The sequence below is a fragment of the Stenotrophomonas sp. TD3 genome (assembly GCF_001939825.1).
Classification (GTDB): domain Bacteria; phylum Pseudomonadota; class Gammaproteobacteria; order Xanthomonadales; family Xanthomonadaceae; genus Stenotrophomonas.
This window is the reverse complement of sequence record NZ_MOYM01000001.1, coordinates 3,455,459-3,470,691: the sequence shown is the minus strand read 5'-3', so window position 1 is coordinate 3,470,691 and position 15,233 is coordinate 3,455,459. Positions and strand designations below refer to the sequence as shown.

Here is a 15,233-nt window from a genome sequence, read left to right as displayed (position 1 = left end):
GCTAACCGGGCGCGGATGGCCGTGGATATGAAACTAATCAGAAATGAAGAAGGCCGCTGATGAGCGGCCTTCTGTCTACGCGCGTGGCGTGATTGGAGCGGGCGATGGGAATCGAACCCACGTCAGTAGCTTGGGAAGCTACAGCTCTACCATTGAGCTACGCCCGCATTGCGGGTGAAAGTCTATGCGGTGGGGCCAGTGTTGCGCAATGGCAACGTGCCGCAATGGGGTCAGAGCCCTTTCCTCGCGGAAAGGGATCCGACCCCGGCGGTTGCTGCTTAGAACGTGCCGCTGAAGTTGGCGAACAGGGTGGCGTCCTGCGCGCGCTTCTGGCCGGTCGAAGCACTCAGGCCGAAGTTGCTCTGCAGGCCGAACAGTTCGGTGCGGGCACCCAGCACGACGGTGGCGTAGTTCTTGTCAAAGTTCAGGCCCGGCACGCGGTAGTTGCCCAGTTCCGGCAGGGTCTGCAGCCAGGCGCTGGCCTGCTTGGTGTCCTCGAACTCGTGATCGTAGGTCACCTGCGCGTACGGCTTGACGGTGCCGCCATCGAAGCGGGCCTGCCAGCCGATGCGGCCGACGGTCGAATCGACGTTCTGGCGGTCGTAACCCAGCGCGGTGGCCAGGGTGCCGGCCGCGGCGCTTTCGGTGTAGCCGTCGATCTTCACCTTCTGCCAGATCACCGAGGCGATCGGGCCGTGGCGGAAGCCACCTTCGGTGCCGAACTCGTAACCGGCGTTCAGGGCGGCGGTCAGGTTGCTGCCGTCCGGCGAACCACCGTGCTCACGGGTGGCCGGACCCAGCTGGACCTTGCGGTTCACGTCGTAGGACAGCCAGGTGTAGCTGACCTGGCCGTTCACCCAGATGCGGTCGCCATACCAGCCAGCGAACAGACCGGCGGTGGTGTCCTTCTGGGTGAAGTCGCCACGGCTGTTGCCGAAGTCGGCGTTGAGGCGGCCGAAGCCGGCGAAGCCGCCGAACACCATGCCGTCGCGTGCCCAGTCGATACCGAACAGGCCGGCCGGGGCCAAGCCGTCATACAGGTCGGCGTGGTCGTAGCGCTGCAGGTCACCACGCACGCCGCCCCACCAGGACAGGCCGTCAGCCGGACGACCGCCCAAGTGCATGCTGACCTGGTCGGCGCGCGAGCGACCAATGATCTGTGCCGAGTGGCTCAGCACCTGCTGCAGGCGCGGTGCTTCCAGCACCGAGACCGCGTACTGGCCCAGCAGCTGATGGCCGGCGGTGGTCGGGTGCACGCCATCGGCGAACAGGTAGGTGTTGGCCGCATCCGGGCTGACGTAGCTGGTCGGGTTGCAGGTCAGGATGCTCTGCGTCGAGTTGGCCGGATCGATCTTGCAGCCGGTGCTGGTGACGTTGGTGAAGCCGTACATGCCCGGGTTGGCAGCGACTTCGCCCAGCACGGTGAAGGTATCGAGCGGGATGAACTCGATGCCGGCCTGCTTCAGGCCGCCGTACAGGGCCTTGTTGTAACCGGCCGACAGCGCGGTGGCGGTGGCGGCATTGGGGCCGCGGAAGGCCGGGGTCAGGCCGACGTTCGGCAGGTTCGGCACCAGCACGTATTCGGCACCGGCCTGCTTCAGCGCGCCCACCAGCGCGATCTGGTCGGTGACGGCCGCGCCGATGATGGCCTGTGCCTGCGCCGGCGCAGCGGCGGCGGCGAACAGGTCGTTGGCACCGCCCCACACCGTGTACAGGACGTTGGCGTCAGCCTTGCCGCCATTCGCGGCCAGGTAGCGTGCCGCCTGCGACTTCAGCGACGGGATGGTGCCCATCGCGCTCGGTACGTCCACGCCGACGCGGGCGCCGCCGACCGCATAGTTGTCACCGCTCTGGCCGTTGCCGTTGGCCGCGCCGTTGACGCCGTAGTAGTTGGCGACCTGCTGCGACCACACCCAGCCCGGGTTGGTGGTGAACTGGCCGGTGACCGGCTGCACGCCGGCCGGCAGCAGCGGGCGGAAATAGCCGGCATCGGTGAGGCTGTCACCGAAGAACACGGCCTTGGAATACGGGGATTCGCCTGCCATGGCCGGAAGCGCGGCCAGCGCGATCGCGGCCGCCATCAGGGAGCGGATCGGGCGTTTGCTGAGCAGCATGTAAGAAACTCCTGTGGGGAAATCGTTGAGGACCCGGCGGACGTACGCCGGCGCACGGTGAATGGTTTCACTGCGCCGCGTTTTGCTCACGCTGCGCCGCCGCATGGATTGTCACCGGGTCCACCGCTGCGGAGTGTGCCGGCGGTCGCGTCCTGGGCGGATTGCAGCGGTTCTGACGGCAATTGCGACGATCAGCGACAATGACCGGATGAACATCCAGCTCAATGGCGAACCCCGTACCCTGCCCGCTTCGGCGACCCTCCACGACCTGCTGCTGGCCGAGCAGCTGCTGCAGCGCCGGGTGGCGGTGGAGGTCAACGGCGAGATCGTCAGCCGCAGCCGCCATGGCGAGCACGTCCTGGCCGAAGGCGACGTGGTGGAGATCGTGCACGCGCTGGGCGGGGGCTGAGGCCTGCCTTGGTAGTGCCGGCCCCTGGCCGGCAATCCGACGCTGTGAGGCACCCTGCATCTGCCGGCCAGCGGCCGGCACTACCCTCGCCCTCCTGCGGACAGCACCGCCTTGCATGACCCCATCTTCAGGCGGATAAGCGATAATCGCGCCATGAACGTTCATGTCTCCCCCGATTCGCTGGTGATCGCCGGCAAGACCTATGGCTCGCGGCTGCTGACCGGCACCGGCAAGTTCAAGGACCTGGAAGAAACCCGCCTGGCCACCGAGGCCGCTGGCGCCCAGATCGTCACCGTGGCCATCCGCCGCACCAACATCGGGCAGAACCCGGGCGAGCCGAACCTGCTGGACGTGCTGCCGCCGGAGCGCTTCACCATCCTGCCCAACACCGCCGGCTGCTACACCGCCGAGGACGCGGTGCGCACCTGCCGCCTGGCCCGTGAGCTGCTGGACGGCCACAACCTGACCAAGCTGGAAGTGCTGGGCGACCAGAAGACCCTGTACCCGGACGTGATGCAGACCCTCAAGGCGGCCGAGCAGCTGGTCAAGGACGGCTTCGAGGTGATGGTCTACACCTCCGACGACCCGATCCTGGCCAAGCGCCTGGAAGAGATCGGCTGCGCTGCGGTGATGCCGCTGGCCGCGCCGATCGGTTCGGGCCTGGGCATCCAGAACAAGTACAACCTGCTGCAGATCATCGAAGACGCCAAGGTGCCGATCATCGTCGACGCAGGCGTCGGTACCGCGTCGGACGCGGCGATCGCGATGGAGCTGGGCTGCGACGGTGTGCTGATGAACACCGCCATCGCCGGCGCACGCAGCCCGGTGCTGATGGCCAGCGCAATGCGCAAGGCGGTCGAGGCCGGCCGCGAGGCCTTCCTGGCCGGGCGCATTCCGCGCAAGCGCTACGCCAGCGCCTCTTCCCCGGTGGATGGGCTGATCGGCTGATGACCAATCCTTTCGACAGCGCCGGTTCCAAGGCCCCGCCCAAGCCCTTCACTGTCAGCGAGGGCCGCCGCGAGGTGCGCAGCTTCGTGCTGCGCCAGGGCCGTTTCACCCCTGCCCAGCAGCGCGCGTTCGACGAACGCTGGCCGCGCTTCGGCATCGACTACAACGGCCAGCCGCGTGACCTGGACGCCACCTTCGGCCGCCCGGCGCACAAGGTGCTGGAAATCGGCTTCGGCAATGGTGCCGCGCTGCGCTTCGCCGCCCAGCACGACCCGTCGCGGGACTACATCGGCATCGAAGTGCATGCGCCCGGCGTGGGCCGGCTGCTGAACGCGCTGGCCGACGACAACGCCGACCACGTGCGCCTTTACCACCATGATGCGGTGGAAGTGCTGCAGAACGAGATCGCCGACGGCGCGCTCGATGAAGTGCGCATCTACTTCCCGGACCCGTGGCACAAGAAGCGCCACAACAAGCGCCGCCTGCTGCAGCCGGCGTTCGCCGACCTGCTGGTGCGCAAGCTGCGCCCGGGGGGCCGCCTGCACTGCGCGACCGACTGGGAAGACTACGCCGAGCAGATGTGGGACGTGCTCGATGCCACCGCCGGCCTGGTCAACCGCGCCGGCCCTCGTGGCAGCGTGCCGCGCCCGGACTGGCGCCCGCAGACCCACTTCGAGACCCGCGGCCAGAAGCTCGGCCACGGCGTCTGGGACCTGCTGTACGACCGCACCTGACGATCACCTGAGGACACCGCGCCCCACATGGATACCGCGCTGACGCTGACCAACGACATGAAGCTCGTGCTCGGGCTGGTCGGCTTCACGATGGCGATGTTCCTGTTCGAGCGCATCCGCGCCGACGTGGTCGCGCTGGTGGTGCTGGTGGTGCTCGGTGTCACCGGCCTGATCGCGCCGGAGGAGATCTTCGGCGGCTTCTCCGGTAACGCGGTGATGAGCATCATCGCCACCACCATCCTCGGTGCGGGCCTGGACCGCACCGGGGCGCTGAACCGGCTGGCCGCCTGGCTGCTGCGTCGCGGCCACGGTGTCGAGCAGCGGCTGCTGATGATGACCACGGCCATCGCCGGTCTGAACTCGTCCTTCATGCAGAACCCGTCGGTGATGGCGTTGTACCTGCCGGTCGCCTCGCGACTGGCGGCGCGCACCGGGCTGACGATGCAGCGCCTGCTGCTGCCGATCTCGGCGGCGATCGTGATGGGCGGCGCGCTGACCATGGTCGGCAATTCGCCGCTGATCCTGCTGAACGATCTGCTGGCCTCGGCCAACAACAACCTTCCCTCCGGCCTGGCCACCATCGAGCCGCTGCGCATGTTCGCGCCGCTGCCGATCGGCGTGGCGCTGCTGGTCGCCTCGCTGCTGTACTTCCGCTACTACGGCGACCGCAAGCTGATCGAAGAGGAAAGCCTGGTCAACGACGGGGTCACCCCGGCGCGCACCGAGAGCTACTTCGCCAAGACCTATGGCATTGAAGGCGATGTGTTCGAGCTGGTGGTGACCGCCGAAAGCCCGCTGGTCGGCATGACCCTGGGCGAGGCCGAGACCCTGCACGATGCACCGCTGCTGCTGGCCCTGAAGACCGGCAACGACACCCGCCTGGCACCACCGGCGGAGATGCGCATCTGGGTCGGCAGCGTGCTCGGTGCGATGGGCCCGCGCGAACAGATCAGCGACTTCGCGCAGAACCAGTTCCTGCGTATGTCCTCGCGCCTGAAGCATCTGGGTGACCTGTTCAACCCCAGCCGCGCCGGCATTTCCGAGGCGGTGGTGCCGCCGACCTCGAACGTGATCGGCAAGAGCGCGGCCGACCTGCGCCTGCGCAAGGAGCGCGGCATCAGCCTGCTGGCGATCAACCGCGACAAGCAGGTGATCCGCGAGGACGTACGCGACGTGCAGCTGCGCGCCGGTGACATGCTGGTGTTCCACAGCATCTGGACCGACCTGGCGCAGGCCGCCCGCAGCCGCGACTTCGTGGTGGTGACCGACTACCCGACCGGCGAGCAGCGCCCGCACAAGTTCAAGATCGCGATGGCGATCTTCGCACTGACCATCCTGATCGCGCTGACCAGCAAGCTGCCGGTGGCGTTGACGCTGATGACCGGCGTGGCCGGCATGCTGCTGACCGGCGTGCTGCGCATGGACGAAGCCTACGCCTCGATCAACTGGAAGACGGTATTCATGATGGCCGGGCTGATTCCGCTCGGCTGGGCGATGGACTCCAGTGGCGCGGCGGCGTGGGTGGCCGGCCACACCATCGACAAGCTGCCGACCGGCATTCCGGTGTGGGTGCTGGAGGTGGCGCTGGCGCTGCTGACCACGGCGTTCTCGCTGGTGATCAGCCATGTGGGCGCGACCATCGTGATGGTGCCGATCGCGGTGAACCTGGCGTTGGCGGCGGGTGGCAACCCGACCGCGTTCGCGCTGATCGTGGCGCTGTCGGCGTCCAACAACCTGATGACGGCCTCCAACCCGGTGATCTCGATGATCACGGGGCCGGCCAACTACACCCCGCGCGAGATGTGGCGGGTCGGCGGACCGTTGTCGCTGATCTACACCTGCGTGGTGGTGCTGATGATCAACCTGATGTTCTGAGGTTGAGGTTTGTTGGCAGGGCTGCGCCCTGCACCTGCAGAAGCCGAAGCAACAGCAACAGCGGGCATTCCGTGGGATGGCGAAGCACTGTGGGTTTGCGGGGACGCCGTAAACCCATCCATGGGGGCTTGGTCGCGGCATCCATGCCGCTCACACCCCGCAAACCCACAGTGCCCCGCCTTCGACAGTTTCACGCGGCTGGTGGTGGGTGCCGACCGTTGGTCGGCACGGATCTCACTCTGGTAGCTGTCGACCTTGGTCGACACGGCATTTGTAGAGTCGAGCCGTGCTCGACTGCTTCTGGCCTCAGGCCAGATAGACCTGCCCATCACGCACGTCCACCGGCACTGCGCGCAGGCGGTCGCCCTTGCACGGGCCTGCGATGCAGTCGCCACTGTCCAGCGCGAACGAGGCGCCATGCGCGGCGCACACCAGGTGGCCCTCGCGGCTCTTCAGGAACTGGCCCGGGGCCCAGTCCAGGCGGCGGCCGGCGTGCGGGCAGATGTTCAGGAACGCGCGCACCTGCGCGCCGTCGCGGTACAGCACCAGCGATTCGGCATCGCCATCGACCACCGCTTCGACCTCGGCAAACGCGCCATCGGCAATGGCATCAAGGGCGATCAGGGCAGCAGCGGCAGTCATGGCGAAGGCTCGGACAGTAAACCCGCATTGTCGCACGCCCACTCAGGTGACTGGCTGCGACATGAACACAAGTCATTGATCCGTAATAAGCACAGGCTATATTTAACGAGTTTTTCACTCAATGACAGTGGCGCGTCCCGATACTCTGGTTTCGCTGATCCCAGCCTATCGAGCCGCCATGTTCAATCGCGCATCCGCCTTCAACCAGTTCCGCACCCTGTTCGCGCCGCGCAAGCCGCGCCACCCGCTGGTGCGCGTTGCCGTGGGCCTGCTTGGCTTGGCGATCCTGGCCGCGATGGTGTTCATCGGTGTGTTCGTCGGTGCGGCAATGATCCTGGTCGGCCTGGCGTGGAAGCTGCTGGCCTCGCGCAAGCCGGGCGTCGCCCGTCCGGTCGACCCGACCGTGGTCGAAGGCGAGTACCGCGTGGTGCGCAAGCCGGTGTTGCCGGCCTCGCGCTGATCCACCTGTTGCGAGCCCGCTGACGGCGGGCGCCATGCGTTCTAGACTGCGGGCACGCCCTTCCTGGATGCCCGCATGTCCGATGTCTCCGATGTGATCCCTGCCGTAGCCCTGCCGCGTGTGCCGGTAGCCGGTGGCGGCAGTTTCCCCGTGCACCGCATCTACTGCGTCGGCCGCAACTTCGCCGACCACGCCCGCGAAATGGGCGCGGCAGTGCCGGCGGCCGATGACCGCGGCCGCCCGATGTTCTTCAGCAAGCCGGCCGATGCGATCGTGGTCGGCCACGACGATGCCATCCCCTACCCGCCGGCGACTGCCAACCTGCACCACGAAGTGGAGCTGGTGGTGGCGATCGGCCGCGATGCGCCCGCCGGCGAGCTGGCGGTGACCGATGCCGACGCACTGGTCTATGGCTACGCCGTCGGCCTGGACCTGACCCGCCGCGACCTGCAGGCCGCCGCCAAGGACAAGGGCCACCCGTGGGATGCGGCCAAGGGCTTCGATGCCTCCGCGCCGATCAGCGAGATCGTCCACGCCGAGGAAGTCGGCGACCTGGCCGCGCTGAACCTGTCGCTGGAGGTCAACGGCGAAGTGCGCCAGCAGGCGCTGCTCGACCAGATGATCTGGAACGTGCCGGAGATCCTGCATGAGCTGTCCAAGCTGTGGCAGCTGCGTGCCGGCGACCTGGTGTTCATGGGCACCCCGTCCGGGGTGGCTGCACTGAAGCCCGGCGACCGCTTCAGTGCCCGCTTGGAAAACGTGGCCGAGCGCCACGGCGTGATCGCCGGCTGACATCACCTGCGCTACCCTGCGCGCTGTCCACTTCCCCCACCGGAGAAAAACAACAATGGGAATGCTCACCGAGTTCAAGGAATTCGCGATGCGCGGCAACGTCATCGACCTCGCCGTCGGCGTGGTGATCGGCGCGGCCTTCGGCAAGATCGTGACCGCACTGGTCGAGAAGATCATCATGCCGCCGCTGGGCTACCTGATCGGCCGCGTGGACTTCTCCAGCCTGGCCTGGACCCTGTCGCCGGCTCACCTGGGTCCTGATGGCAAGGAGATTCCGGCCGTGGTGGTTGGCTACGGCGACTTCATCAATACGATCATCCAGTTCGTGATCGTGGCCTTCGCCATCTTCATCGTGGTCAAGGCGATCAACCGCCTGTCGCGCAAGCAGGAAGCCGCCCCGGCCGCACCGGCCGAGGAAGTGGTGCTGCTGCGCGAGATCCGCGACAGCCTGAAGAAGTAAGGTCGCAGAACGGTAGTGCCGGCCGCTGGCCGGCAACATCGGAACATGCGGGAGCCGGCCAGCGGCCGGCACTACCGCGACTGCACGAAAGCCCCGCCCCGGCGGGGCTTTCGCTTTGCCGGACATGGCGGAAAACAGCGTTCGCCCCAGCCATGACCTCCCGCCCATGCGCCGGGCTGAACGACTGTTAAGCTCCAAGGCTTAGGTCCCTTCCCGGAGTTGTCCATGCGTCGCCGCCTCCTTGCCATCGCATCCTCCCTCGCCCTGCTGGCCGGCCCGGCCTTCGCGGCGCCGCACACCACCACCCTGCCCCCCGCCTCGCTGGCGACCGCCGCGCAGCTGCGCGACCAGGCGCTGGCCGATGACACCGGCTGGAAGGTGGTCGAATCGCTGACCACCGAGATCGGCCCGCGCATCGCCGGCAGCGAAGCCGACGCCCGTGCCGTGGCCTGGGCCGAAGCCAAGTTCAAGGCCCTGGGCTTCGACAAGGTGTGGAAGGAGCCGGTGACGTTCCCGAAGTGGGAGCGCCGCAGTGAACACGCCGCCGTGACCGGCAAGAATCCGCAGCCGCTGCAGATCACCGCACTGGGCGGCAGCCCGGGCGGCACCGTGGAAGCCGAGGTAGTGCGCTTCGCCGACCTGGCCGCGCTGCAGGCCGCACCGGCGGGTTCGCTGAAGGGCAAGATCGCCTTCGTTGATTACCAGATGCTGCCGTTCCGCGATGGCCGCGACTACGGCCGTGGCGGCGCGATCCGCAGCAAGGGCCCGTCCGAGGCGATCCGCAAGGGCGCGGTCGGCTTCCTGATGCGCTCGGCCGGCACCGACTCGCACCGCGTGCCGCACACCGGCATCACCCGCTTCGACGATGGCCTGACGCCGGTGCCGTCGGCCGCGCTGTCGGTACCCGATGCCGACCAGCTGGCCCGCCTGCTGGCGCGTGGCAGCACCACGGTGAAGGTGGCGCTGGATTGCGGCTGGGATGGCACCGCCACCTCGTACAACGTGATCGGCGAGATCACCGGTCGCAGCCTGCCGAAGGAAGTGGTGGTGATCGGTGGTCACCTGGATTCATGGGACCTGGGCACCGGCGCGGTGGATGACGGCGCGGGCGTGGGCATCACCATGGCCGCCGGCCACCTGATCGGCCAGCTGAAGCAGGCGCCGAAGCGCACCATCCGCGTGATCGCCTTCGCCAACGAGGAACAGGGGCTGTACGGCGGCAAGGCCTATGCCGAGGCACACGCCAAGGACGTGGCCCTGCACCAGCTGGCCGCCGAGAGCGACTTCGGTGCCGGCCGCATCTATGCGTTCAATACCGGTTCGCCGAACCCGGAAGGCTCGCGCGAAGCGACGAAGCAGATTGCCGAAGTGATGAAGCCGCTGGGCATCGAGTACCAGGCCGACAAGGGTGGCCCGGGCCCGGACGTCGGCCCGCTGGCCGCCAAGGGCGGTGCGTGGGCGTGGCTGGCGCAGGATGGCTCGGACTACTTCCACCTGCACCACACCGCCGACGACACGCTGGACAAGATCGACCCGAAGGCACTGGCACAGAACGTGGCCGCGTACACCGTGTTCGCGTATCTGGCCGCGGAGGCTGACGGCAGCTTCGGCAGCGAAGCCAAGGCGACCACGCCGCCGAACGAATGATGCGGTGACACAGGGGGTCAGAGCCCTCGCCCTTGGCGAGGGATCTGACCCCTGATCGTATTAGCTCTCCCAGACCCGGGTGTTGCTTACCCCGATCGTCTGCGGCTTGAACAGCGGATCACGCTGCTTGCGCTTCTGCGCCTCGTAATCGCGCAGTGCGGCCAGGGCAGGCCTTTGCAGCAGCAGGATGGCGATGATGTTCAACCAGCTCATCAGGCCGACGCCGATGTCGCCCAGCGACCAAGCCACCGTTGCACTGTTCACCGCCGAGTAGCCGGTCGCCGCCAGGAACAGCAGCTGGAACCCGCCCATCGCCCACGGCGTCGGCCGATCGCGGCACAGATAGCTGATGTTGGTCTCGGCCATGTAGTACAGCGCCAGGATGGTGGTAAACGCGAACGGCAGGATCGCCAGCGCCACGAACGAACGACCGAAGCCCGGCAGCGCCGATTCCACCGCGTGCTGCACGAAGCGTGGCCCGGCTTCCACACCCGGCAGATTGCCCAGCAGCAGGCGCGCCTCATCCGGAATGCCGTTCACCGCCGGATCGTAGACGTTGTACAGGCCGGTGGACAGGATCAGGAAGGCAGTCGCGCTGCACACCACCATCGTGTCGATGTAGACCGAGAACGATTGCACCAGACCCTGCTTGACCGGATGCGAAACTTCAGCGGCGGCGGCCGGATGCGCGCCGCTGCCCATGCCGGCCTCGTTGGACAGTACGCCACGACGCACGCCCCACTGGATGGCGGTGCCGATCATCGCGCCGAACGCTGCATCCACGCCGAAGGCGCTACGCAGCACCAGCATGATCACCTCCGGCACTTTCTCTGCATTGAGCACCATCACCAGCGCCGCCACCAGCAGATACGCCACCGCCATCAGCGGCACCACCCATTCGTCCACGCGCGCGATGCGCCGCACACCGCCGATGAGGATGGCACCCAGCACCACCAGCAGGACGGCGGTGGTGGTCATCACCGGCACATCCCAGGCTTCGTTCACCGCACTGGTGATCGCGTTGGACTGCGTGCCAGCCAGCATCGCGCCGGCCAGTACGGTCACCAGTGCGAACAGCACTGCATACCAGCGCTGGCCGAGGCCTTTTTCGATGTAGTAGGCCGGGCCGCCGCGATACTGGCCCTTGGCATCGCGATCCTTGTAGATCTGCGCCAGCGTGGATTCGATGAAGGCACTGGACGCACCGAGGAAGGCAACGATCCACATCCAGAAGATCGCGCCGGGGCCACCGAAGGCGATGGCCATGGCGACGCCGGCGATGTTGCCGACACCCACGCGGCTGGACAGCGAAAGCGACAACGCCTGGAACGGCGAGACGCCGGCATCCGAGCGCTCATGGCGGAACATCAGGCGCAGCATGTCGGGCAATGCCCGCAACTGGATGAAGCGCGTGCGCACGCTGAAGTACAGGCCGGTGAGCAGGCACAGCACCACCAGATAGGGGCTCCAGACGACGCCAAGGATCGCGTTGACGAGGGATTCGATGTTCATCGGCGGCCCCTCAGAAGAACATGCCCAGGGCGACCTGGGGGCTGATGATGCGGCTGGTGTTGCGGCCGGCCACGCTGAACTCCACGCCCGCGATCAGGCCCAGTGACGGGCTGAAGTGGTACTCCACGGCCGGCGCCAGGGTGACGCTGCGGCTGGCCGGGCGATGCTCTTCGATCCGTTCGATCGCACCGCTGCTGTTGCGTGCGAAGCCGCTCAGGCGCTGGCCGGTCTCGCGGCTGGCGGCCACCTCCATCACGCCCACCCAGCGCGAATTGAAGCTGTACTCGGCGCCGACAGACAGGCCCAGCACCGACCCGCGGGAGATATGTCCCTGGAAGCTGTCATCGGTGCCGTAGACGCTGGCGCCGGAAATGGCGGTGCGCGACGGTGCCGGCCCGGCACTGAGCTGGGCGCGCCAGCGCACGGGGCGGTCATTGCCCAGCCATACCACCTGCTGCACGCCCAACGCTGCGGTGGTGCGCTGCACGCCGTCGCCCTGCGCATCGAGCGGATTGCCGGTGATGCGATCATGGCTGCCGGTGCTGAAACGCTGCACCAGCGCGACCGAGACGGCCGGACGGGTGCCATCGGCATTCGGCGCCTGCAGCAGGTACTGCAGCCGCGCGGTGGTGTCACCGGCACGGAAGCCGCTGCTGCGCGCACTGCCGGACTCCGAGCGCGATGCACTGAGATTGACCTGGCCCATCACGCGGTCGCTGAAGCCGTAGATGATCGGCACCACGGTCGCCCACGCACCACTGCGCTCGGCGCTGCGGCGGCGATCACCGTTGTTGTCGTAGTGGGCGCGGCTGTCGACCCGCACCAGATAGGGTTCGATGTACCAGTTGCCCTGCGGCAGGCCGGCCGGGTTGGGGGTGATCAACGGCCCGGTGAAGTTGACGCCGTCCAGGCTGCGCTCTTCGGCCTGCACCACGGGGGCCGCAAGCGCGCACAGCACCAGCAGCAGGGATGCGCGCATCGCGTTGGGTTGGATTCGATGCATGGGAACCACTCCTGTTCGACGTTGGATGGACGTCCACCGTGCGATGCAGGATGCGGCTCAACAATGAGACAAATTCTAAAAGTGCGTACGCGTGCATCAAGCATGCTTGATGCATCGTGATCGGTCGCAATCAACACGCTTTGCAGGCGGCATCCCGCGTGCGATCCGCGTGATCATGCTGACGTCTTGCAGGATCCGCGCAAAAAACCCGGCCACGAGGGCCGGGTTCGGAGTCACCGCGCAATGAAACAGCGGCGTCAATCGCCGCGACGGCTCGCCCACTGCGCCAGCAGCACCGCCGTGGCCGAGGCCACGTTCAGGCTCTCCACCGCGCCGCTGCCGGGAATCGAGACCTGCAGGTCGCACGCACCCGCCAGGCAGCGGTCCATGCCCTCGCCCTCGGCGCCCATCACATACACCAGGCGGGCCGGCAGCGAAGTGCGGAACACGTCGTCACCGCCTTCCACCAGAGTCGCCGCCAGGCCGAAGCCGGCCGCACGCAGCTGCGCCATCGCCTGGGCGGTCTCCGGCAGCTGCACCAGCGGCACCGCTTCGGCACCACCCTCGGCCACGCGCGCGGCGGCACCGGACAGCGCCAGCGTGCTGCCGGCCGGCAGCAACAGCGCCTTGGCGCCGAAGTGCGCGGCCGAGCGCAGGATCGCACCGAGGTTGTGCGGGTTGCCCACGCCATCCAGCCACAGCGCCAGCGCCGGGCCGTCGCCGACCTGCTCCAGCCACTGCGCCAGCGGCAGTGCCGGCGCACGCAGCACATCGGCCACCACGCCTTCGTGATGGGTAGTGCCGGCAAGCTTGTTCAGATCGCCGTCTTCAACCACGCGGTACCCCACGCGGTTGGCCACGCACCACTTCAGCAGCGGCTGCAGGCGCGGAATGCGCGCCTCCAGCAGGTACAGCTTGCGCAGCGCCTGCGGCCGCGCTTCGAACGCGGCCAGCACGGCATTCAGGCCGTACAGGCGCAGCTCGTCGCTGCCACCACGCCCGCCACCGCCCGTTGCCGGCACCTCCGGGCGCGGCAACGGCGTTGCGCGCGGCGGACGGGCGGACGGGCGGCGGTTGTTCCAAGGGTTGTTCACTTACACACTCTCCTGCTTGCGCTGGCGCCAGAAATCGGCGTTCTTGATGCCCAGGGCATCAGGGTCGAACACCGGATCCAGGCCCAGCTTCTTCTGTCGTTCGTAGTCACGCAGGGCCAGCATCGCCGGCTTCTGGATGATGAGGATGGCGATGATGTTCAACCAGGCCATCAGGCCGACGCCGATGTCACCCAGCGCCCAGGCCAGGGTTGCATTATGGAACGCGCCGAACACCACCATGGCGATGATGCCCAGGCGCAGCACCAGCACGGTCAACGGGCGCTTCTTGTTGTGGTTGACGTAGGTCAGATTGGTTTCGGCCATGTAGTAATAGGCCATGATGGTGGTGAAGGCGAAGAAGAAGATGGCGATGGACACGAACGCCGAACCCCAGCCCGGCAGCACCGCTTCCACGCCGGCCTGGGCGTAGCCCGCGCCTTCCGGAATGCCAGCCAGGCCCTGGAAGATCGGCGGGGCGCCGGCGCCTGCTGGCGAATACACATTGTAGGTGCCGCTGGCCAGGATCAGGAACGCGGTGGCGGTGCACACCATCATGGTGTCGAAGTAGATGGCGAAGGCCTGCACGTAGCCCTGCTTGGCCGGGTGCGAGACTTCCGAGGCGGCCGCCGCATGCGGGCCCGAGCCCTGGCCGGCCTCGTTGGCGTAGATGCCGCGCTTGATGCCCCACTCCACCGCCAGGCCCATCATCGCGCCGAACGCGGCGTGGGTACCGAAGGCACTGCTGAAGATGATGCCGAACATCTCCGGCACGCGATCATAGTTGATGATCATGATGACGATGGCGGTCAGGATGAAGGCCGCCGCCATGAACGGCACCACCACTTCGGCGAAGTTGGCGATGCGCTTGACGCCGCCGAAGATCACCACGCCCAGCAGCAGCGCCACCACGATGCCGATAGCCAGCTTCAGCGCCTGCACCGATTCCATGCCGAAGGCCTGGCCATCGAGCGGGCCGCACAGCGCGGTGCCGCGGCAGGCATTGATGATGCTGTCGGCGATGGCGTTGGCCTGCACGCCCGGCATCAGGAAGCCAGCGGCGATGATCGTGGCGATGGCGAAGAGCAGCGCGTACCACTTCAGGCCCATGGCCTTTTCGATGTAGTACGCCGGGCCACCGCGGTAACGGCCTTCGGCGTCCTTGGTCTTGTAGATCTGCGCCAGGGTGCATTCCACGTACGAGGTGGACGCGCCGAGGAAGCCCATCACCCACATCCAGAAGATCGCACCGGGGCCGCCGAAGGCGATGGCGGTGGCCACGCCGGCGATGTTGCCGATGCCCATGCGGCCGGCCATCGACATGGCCAGGGCCTGGAAGGAAGACACACCGGCGTCGGATTTCTCACCCTTGACGGTGAGGCGGCACATTTCGAGGAAGCCGCGGATCTGCATGAAGCGCGTGCGCAGGCTGAAGAACAGGCCGGCGCCCAGGCACACGAAGATCAGTGCCTTGCTCCAGATGATGCTGTTGATGAAGTGTACGGTTGCTTCCACGCGCGCTCTCTCCAGTCGGCGGGTTGTAAGG

At 67.2% G+C, this 15,233-nt stretch carries 14 protein-coding genes and 1 tRNA gene; 8 read left to right on the top strand and 7 right to left on the bottom strand.

Translation table 11 applies throughout. The features are described 5' to 3' along the window. Window positions 1–93 precede the first annotated feature (93 nt). Together BKE09_RS16125 and BKE09_RS16120 are read right to left on the bottom strand one after the other, a co-directional pair. Window positions 94–167: transfer RNA gene (locus BKE09_RS16125), tRNA-Gly, on the bottom strand. Between the two features lie 111 nt (window positions 168–278). Next, on the bottom strand, window positions 279–2,114 hold the full coding sequence (locus tag BKE09_RS16120) for an autotransporter domain-containing protein (RefSeq protein ID WP_075676404.1): 1,836 nt from the start codon (window positions 2,112–2,114) through the stop codon (window positions 279–281). A gap of 208 nt (window positions 2,115–2,322) precedes the next feature. Between BKE09_RS16120 and thiS the strand changes: the two genes are divergently transcribed. The 4 genes from thiS (at window position 2,323) to BKE09_RS16100 (ending at window position 6,080) form a co-directional block, all read left to right on the top strand. Next, a complete protein-coding gene (gene thiS / locus BKE09_RS16115; protein WP_014038278.1) occupies window positions 2,323–2,523 on the top strand; it encodes a sulfur carrier protein ThiS in 201 nt (66 codons plus the stop codon). Between the two features lie 153 nt (window positions 2,524–2,676). Continuing rightward, entirely contained in the window at window positions 2,677–3,471 is a 795-nt protein-coding gene (locus tag BKE09_RS16110) for a thiazole synthase (RefSeq protein ID WP_005418798.1), read from the top strand. Further along, window positions 3,471–4,205, top strand: a complete 735-nt coding sequence (gene trmB, locus BKE09_RS16105; protein WP_008268324.1) for a tRNA (guanosine(46)-N7)-methyltransferase TrmB — start codon at window positions 3,471–3,473, stop codon at window positions 4,203–4,205. The genes BKE09_RS16110 and trmB overlap by 1 nt, the downstream gene beginning before the upstream one ends. Before the next feature lie 27 nt (window positions 4,206–4,232). Then, complete coding sequence (locus tag BKE09_RS16100) at window positions 4,233–6,080, top strand: SLC13 family permease (protein WP_075676403.1); 1,848 nt, start codon at window positions 4,233–4,235, stop codon at window positions 6,078–6,080. A 306-nt stretch (window positions 6,081–6,386) separates the two neighbouring features. Here the strand turns inward: BKE09_RS16100 and BKE09_RS16095 are convergent, their stop codons facing one another. Next, window positions 6,387–6,722 (bottom strand): Rieske (2Fe-2S) protein, encoded by a 336-nt coding sequence (locus tag BKE09_RS16095; RefSeq protein ID WP_012511947.1) that lies wholly within the window; start codon window positions 6,720–6,722, stop codon window positions 6,387–6,389. Between the two features lie 178 nt (window positions 6,723–6,900). On the opposite strand from BKE09_RS16095, the gene BKE09_RS16090 reads away from it, so the two are divergent. The 4 genes from BKE09_RS16090 to BKE09_RS16075 all read left to right on the top strand — a co-directional run bounded on the left by BKE09_RS16090 (window position 6,901) and on the right by BKE09_RS16075 (window position 10,081). Continuing rightward, window positions 6,901–7,182 (top strand): hypothetical protein, encoded by a 282-nt coding sequence (locus BKE09_RS16090; protein WP_005410817.1) that lies wholly within the window; start codon window positions 6,901–6,903, stop codon window positions 7,180–7,182. A 75-nt stretch (window positions 7,183–7,257) separates the two neighbouring features. Then, window positions 7,258–7,974, top strand: coding sequence for a fumarylacetoacetate hydrolase family protein (locus BKE09_RS16085; protein ID WP_075676402.1), 717 nt, complete (start codon window positions 7,258–7,260; stop codon window positions 7,972–7,974). Between the two features lie 55 nt (window positions 7,975–8,029). Continuing rightward, window positions 8,030–8,434 (top strand): large-conductance mechanosensitive channel protein MscL, encoded by a 405-nt coding sequence (gene mscL, locus BKE09_RS16080; RefSeq protein WP_014038282.1) that lies wholly within the window; start codon window positions 8,030–8,032, stop codon window positions 8,432–8,434. Between the two features lie 225 nt (window positions 8,435–8,659). Further along, complete coding sequence (locus tag BKE09_RS16075; RefSeq protein WP_075676401.1) at window positions 8,660–10,081, top strand: M28 family peptidase; 1,422 nt, start codon at window positions 8,660–8,662, stop codon at window positions 10,079–10,081. Window positions 10,082–10,141: 60 nt separating this feature from the next. Here BKE09_RS16075 and BKE09_RS16070 read toward each other — a convergent pair whose 3' ends face one another. The 4 genes from BKE09_RS16070 to BKE09_RS16055 form a co-directional block, all read right to left on the bottom strand. Continuing rightward, window positions 10,142–11,593 carry an alanine/glycine:cation symporter family protein gene (locus BKE09_RS16070; protein ID WP_075676400.1) on the bottom strand — a complete coding sequence of 484 codons (1,452 nt, stop codon included), beginning with the start codon at window positions 11,591–11,593 and terminating at the stop codon, window positions 10,142–10,144. Window positions 11,594–11,603: 10 nt separating this feature from the next. Then, complete coding sequence (locus tag BKE09_RS16065; RefSeq protein WP_075676399.1) at window positions 11,604–12,596, bottom strand: hypothetical protein; 993 nt, start codon at window positions 12,594–12,596, stop codon at window positions 11,604–11,606. Between the two features lie 257 nt (window positions 12,597–12,853). Then, complete coding sequence (locus BKE09_RS16060; RefSeq protein ID WP_075676398.1) at window positions 12,854–13,690, bottom strand: TrmH family RNA methyltransferase; 837 nt, start codon at window positions 13,688–13,690, stop codon at window positions 12,854–12,856. Continuing rightward, the gene (locus BKE09_RS16055; protein ID WP_075676397.1) at window positions 13,691–15,202 is read right to left on the bottom strand and encodes an alanine/glycine:cation symporter family protein; all 1,512 of its coding nucleotides are present in this window, start codon (window positions 15,200–15,202) and stop codon (window positions 13,691–13,693) included. Window positions 15,203–15,233 lie beyond the last annotated feature (31 nt).

What these genes read in the sequence shown, in the direction of transcription:
- BKE09_RS16065 (WP_075676399.1), bottom strand. Translation starts at nt 12,596, where the DNA reads ATGCATCGAATCCAACCCAACGCGATGCGCGCATCCCTGCTGCTGGTG.
- BKE09_RS16070 (WP_075676400.1), bottom strand. Translation starts at nt 11,593, where the DNA reads ATGAACATCGAATCCCTCGTCAACGCGATCCTTGGCGTCGTCTGGAGC.
- thiS (WP_014038278.1), top strand. Translation starts at nt 2,323, where the DNA reads ATGAACATCCAGCTCAATGGCGAACCCCGTACCCTGCCCGCTTCGGCG.
- mscL (WP_014038282.1), top strand. Translation starts at nt 8,030, where the DNA reads ATGGGAATGCTCACCGAGTTCAAGGAATTCGCGATGCGCGGCAACGTC.
- BKE09_RS16100 (WP_075676403.1), top strand. Translation starts at nt 4,233, where the DNA reads ATGGATACCGCGCTGACGCTGACCAACGACATGAAGCTCGTGCTCGGG.
- BKE09_RS16120 (WP_075676404.1), bottom strand. Translation starts at nt 2,114, where the DNA reads ATGCTGCTCAGCAAACGCCCGATCCGCTCCCTGATGGCGGCCGCGATC.
- BKE09_RS16090 (WP_005410817.1), top strand. Translation starts at nt 6,901, where the DNA reads ATGTTCAATCGCGCATCCGCCTTCAACCAGTTCCGCACCCTGTTCGCG.
- trmB (WP_008268324.1), top strand. Translation starts at nt 3,471, where the DNA reads ATGACCAATCCTTTCGACAGCGCCGGTTCCAAGGCCCCGCCCAAGCCC.
- BKE09_RS16085 (WP_075676402.1), top strand. Translation starts at nt 7,258, where the DNA reads ATGTCCGATGTCTCCGATGTGATCCCTGCCGTAGCCCTGCCGCGTGTG.
- BKE09_RS16095 (WP_012511947.1), bottom strand. Translation starts at nt 6,722, where the DNA reads ATGACTGCCGCTGCTGCCCTGATCGCCCTTGATGCCATTGCCGATGGC.
- BKE09_RS16075 (WP_075676401.1), top strand. Translation starts at nt 8,660, where the DNA reads ATGCGTCGCCGCCTCCTTGCCATCGCATCCTCCCTCGCCCTGCTGGCC.
- BKE09_RS16110 (WP_005418798.1), top strand. Translation starts at nt 2,677, where the DNA reads ATGAACGTTCATGTCTCCCCCGATTCGCTGGTGATCGCCGGCAAGACC.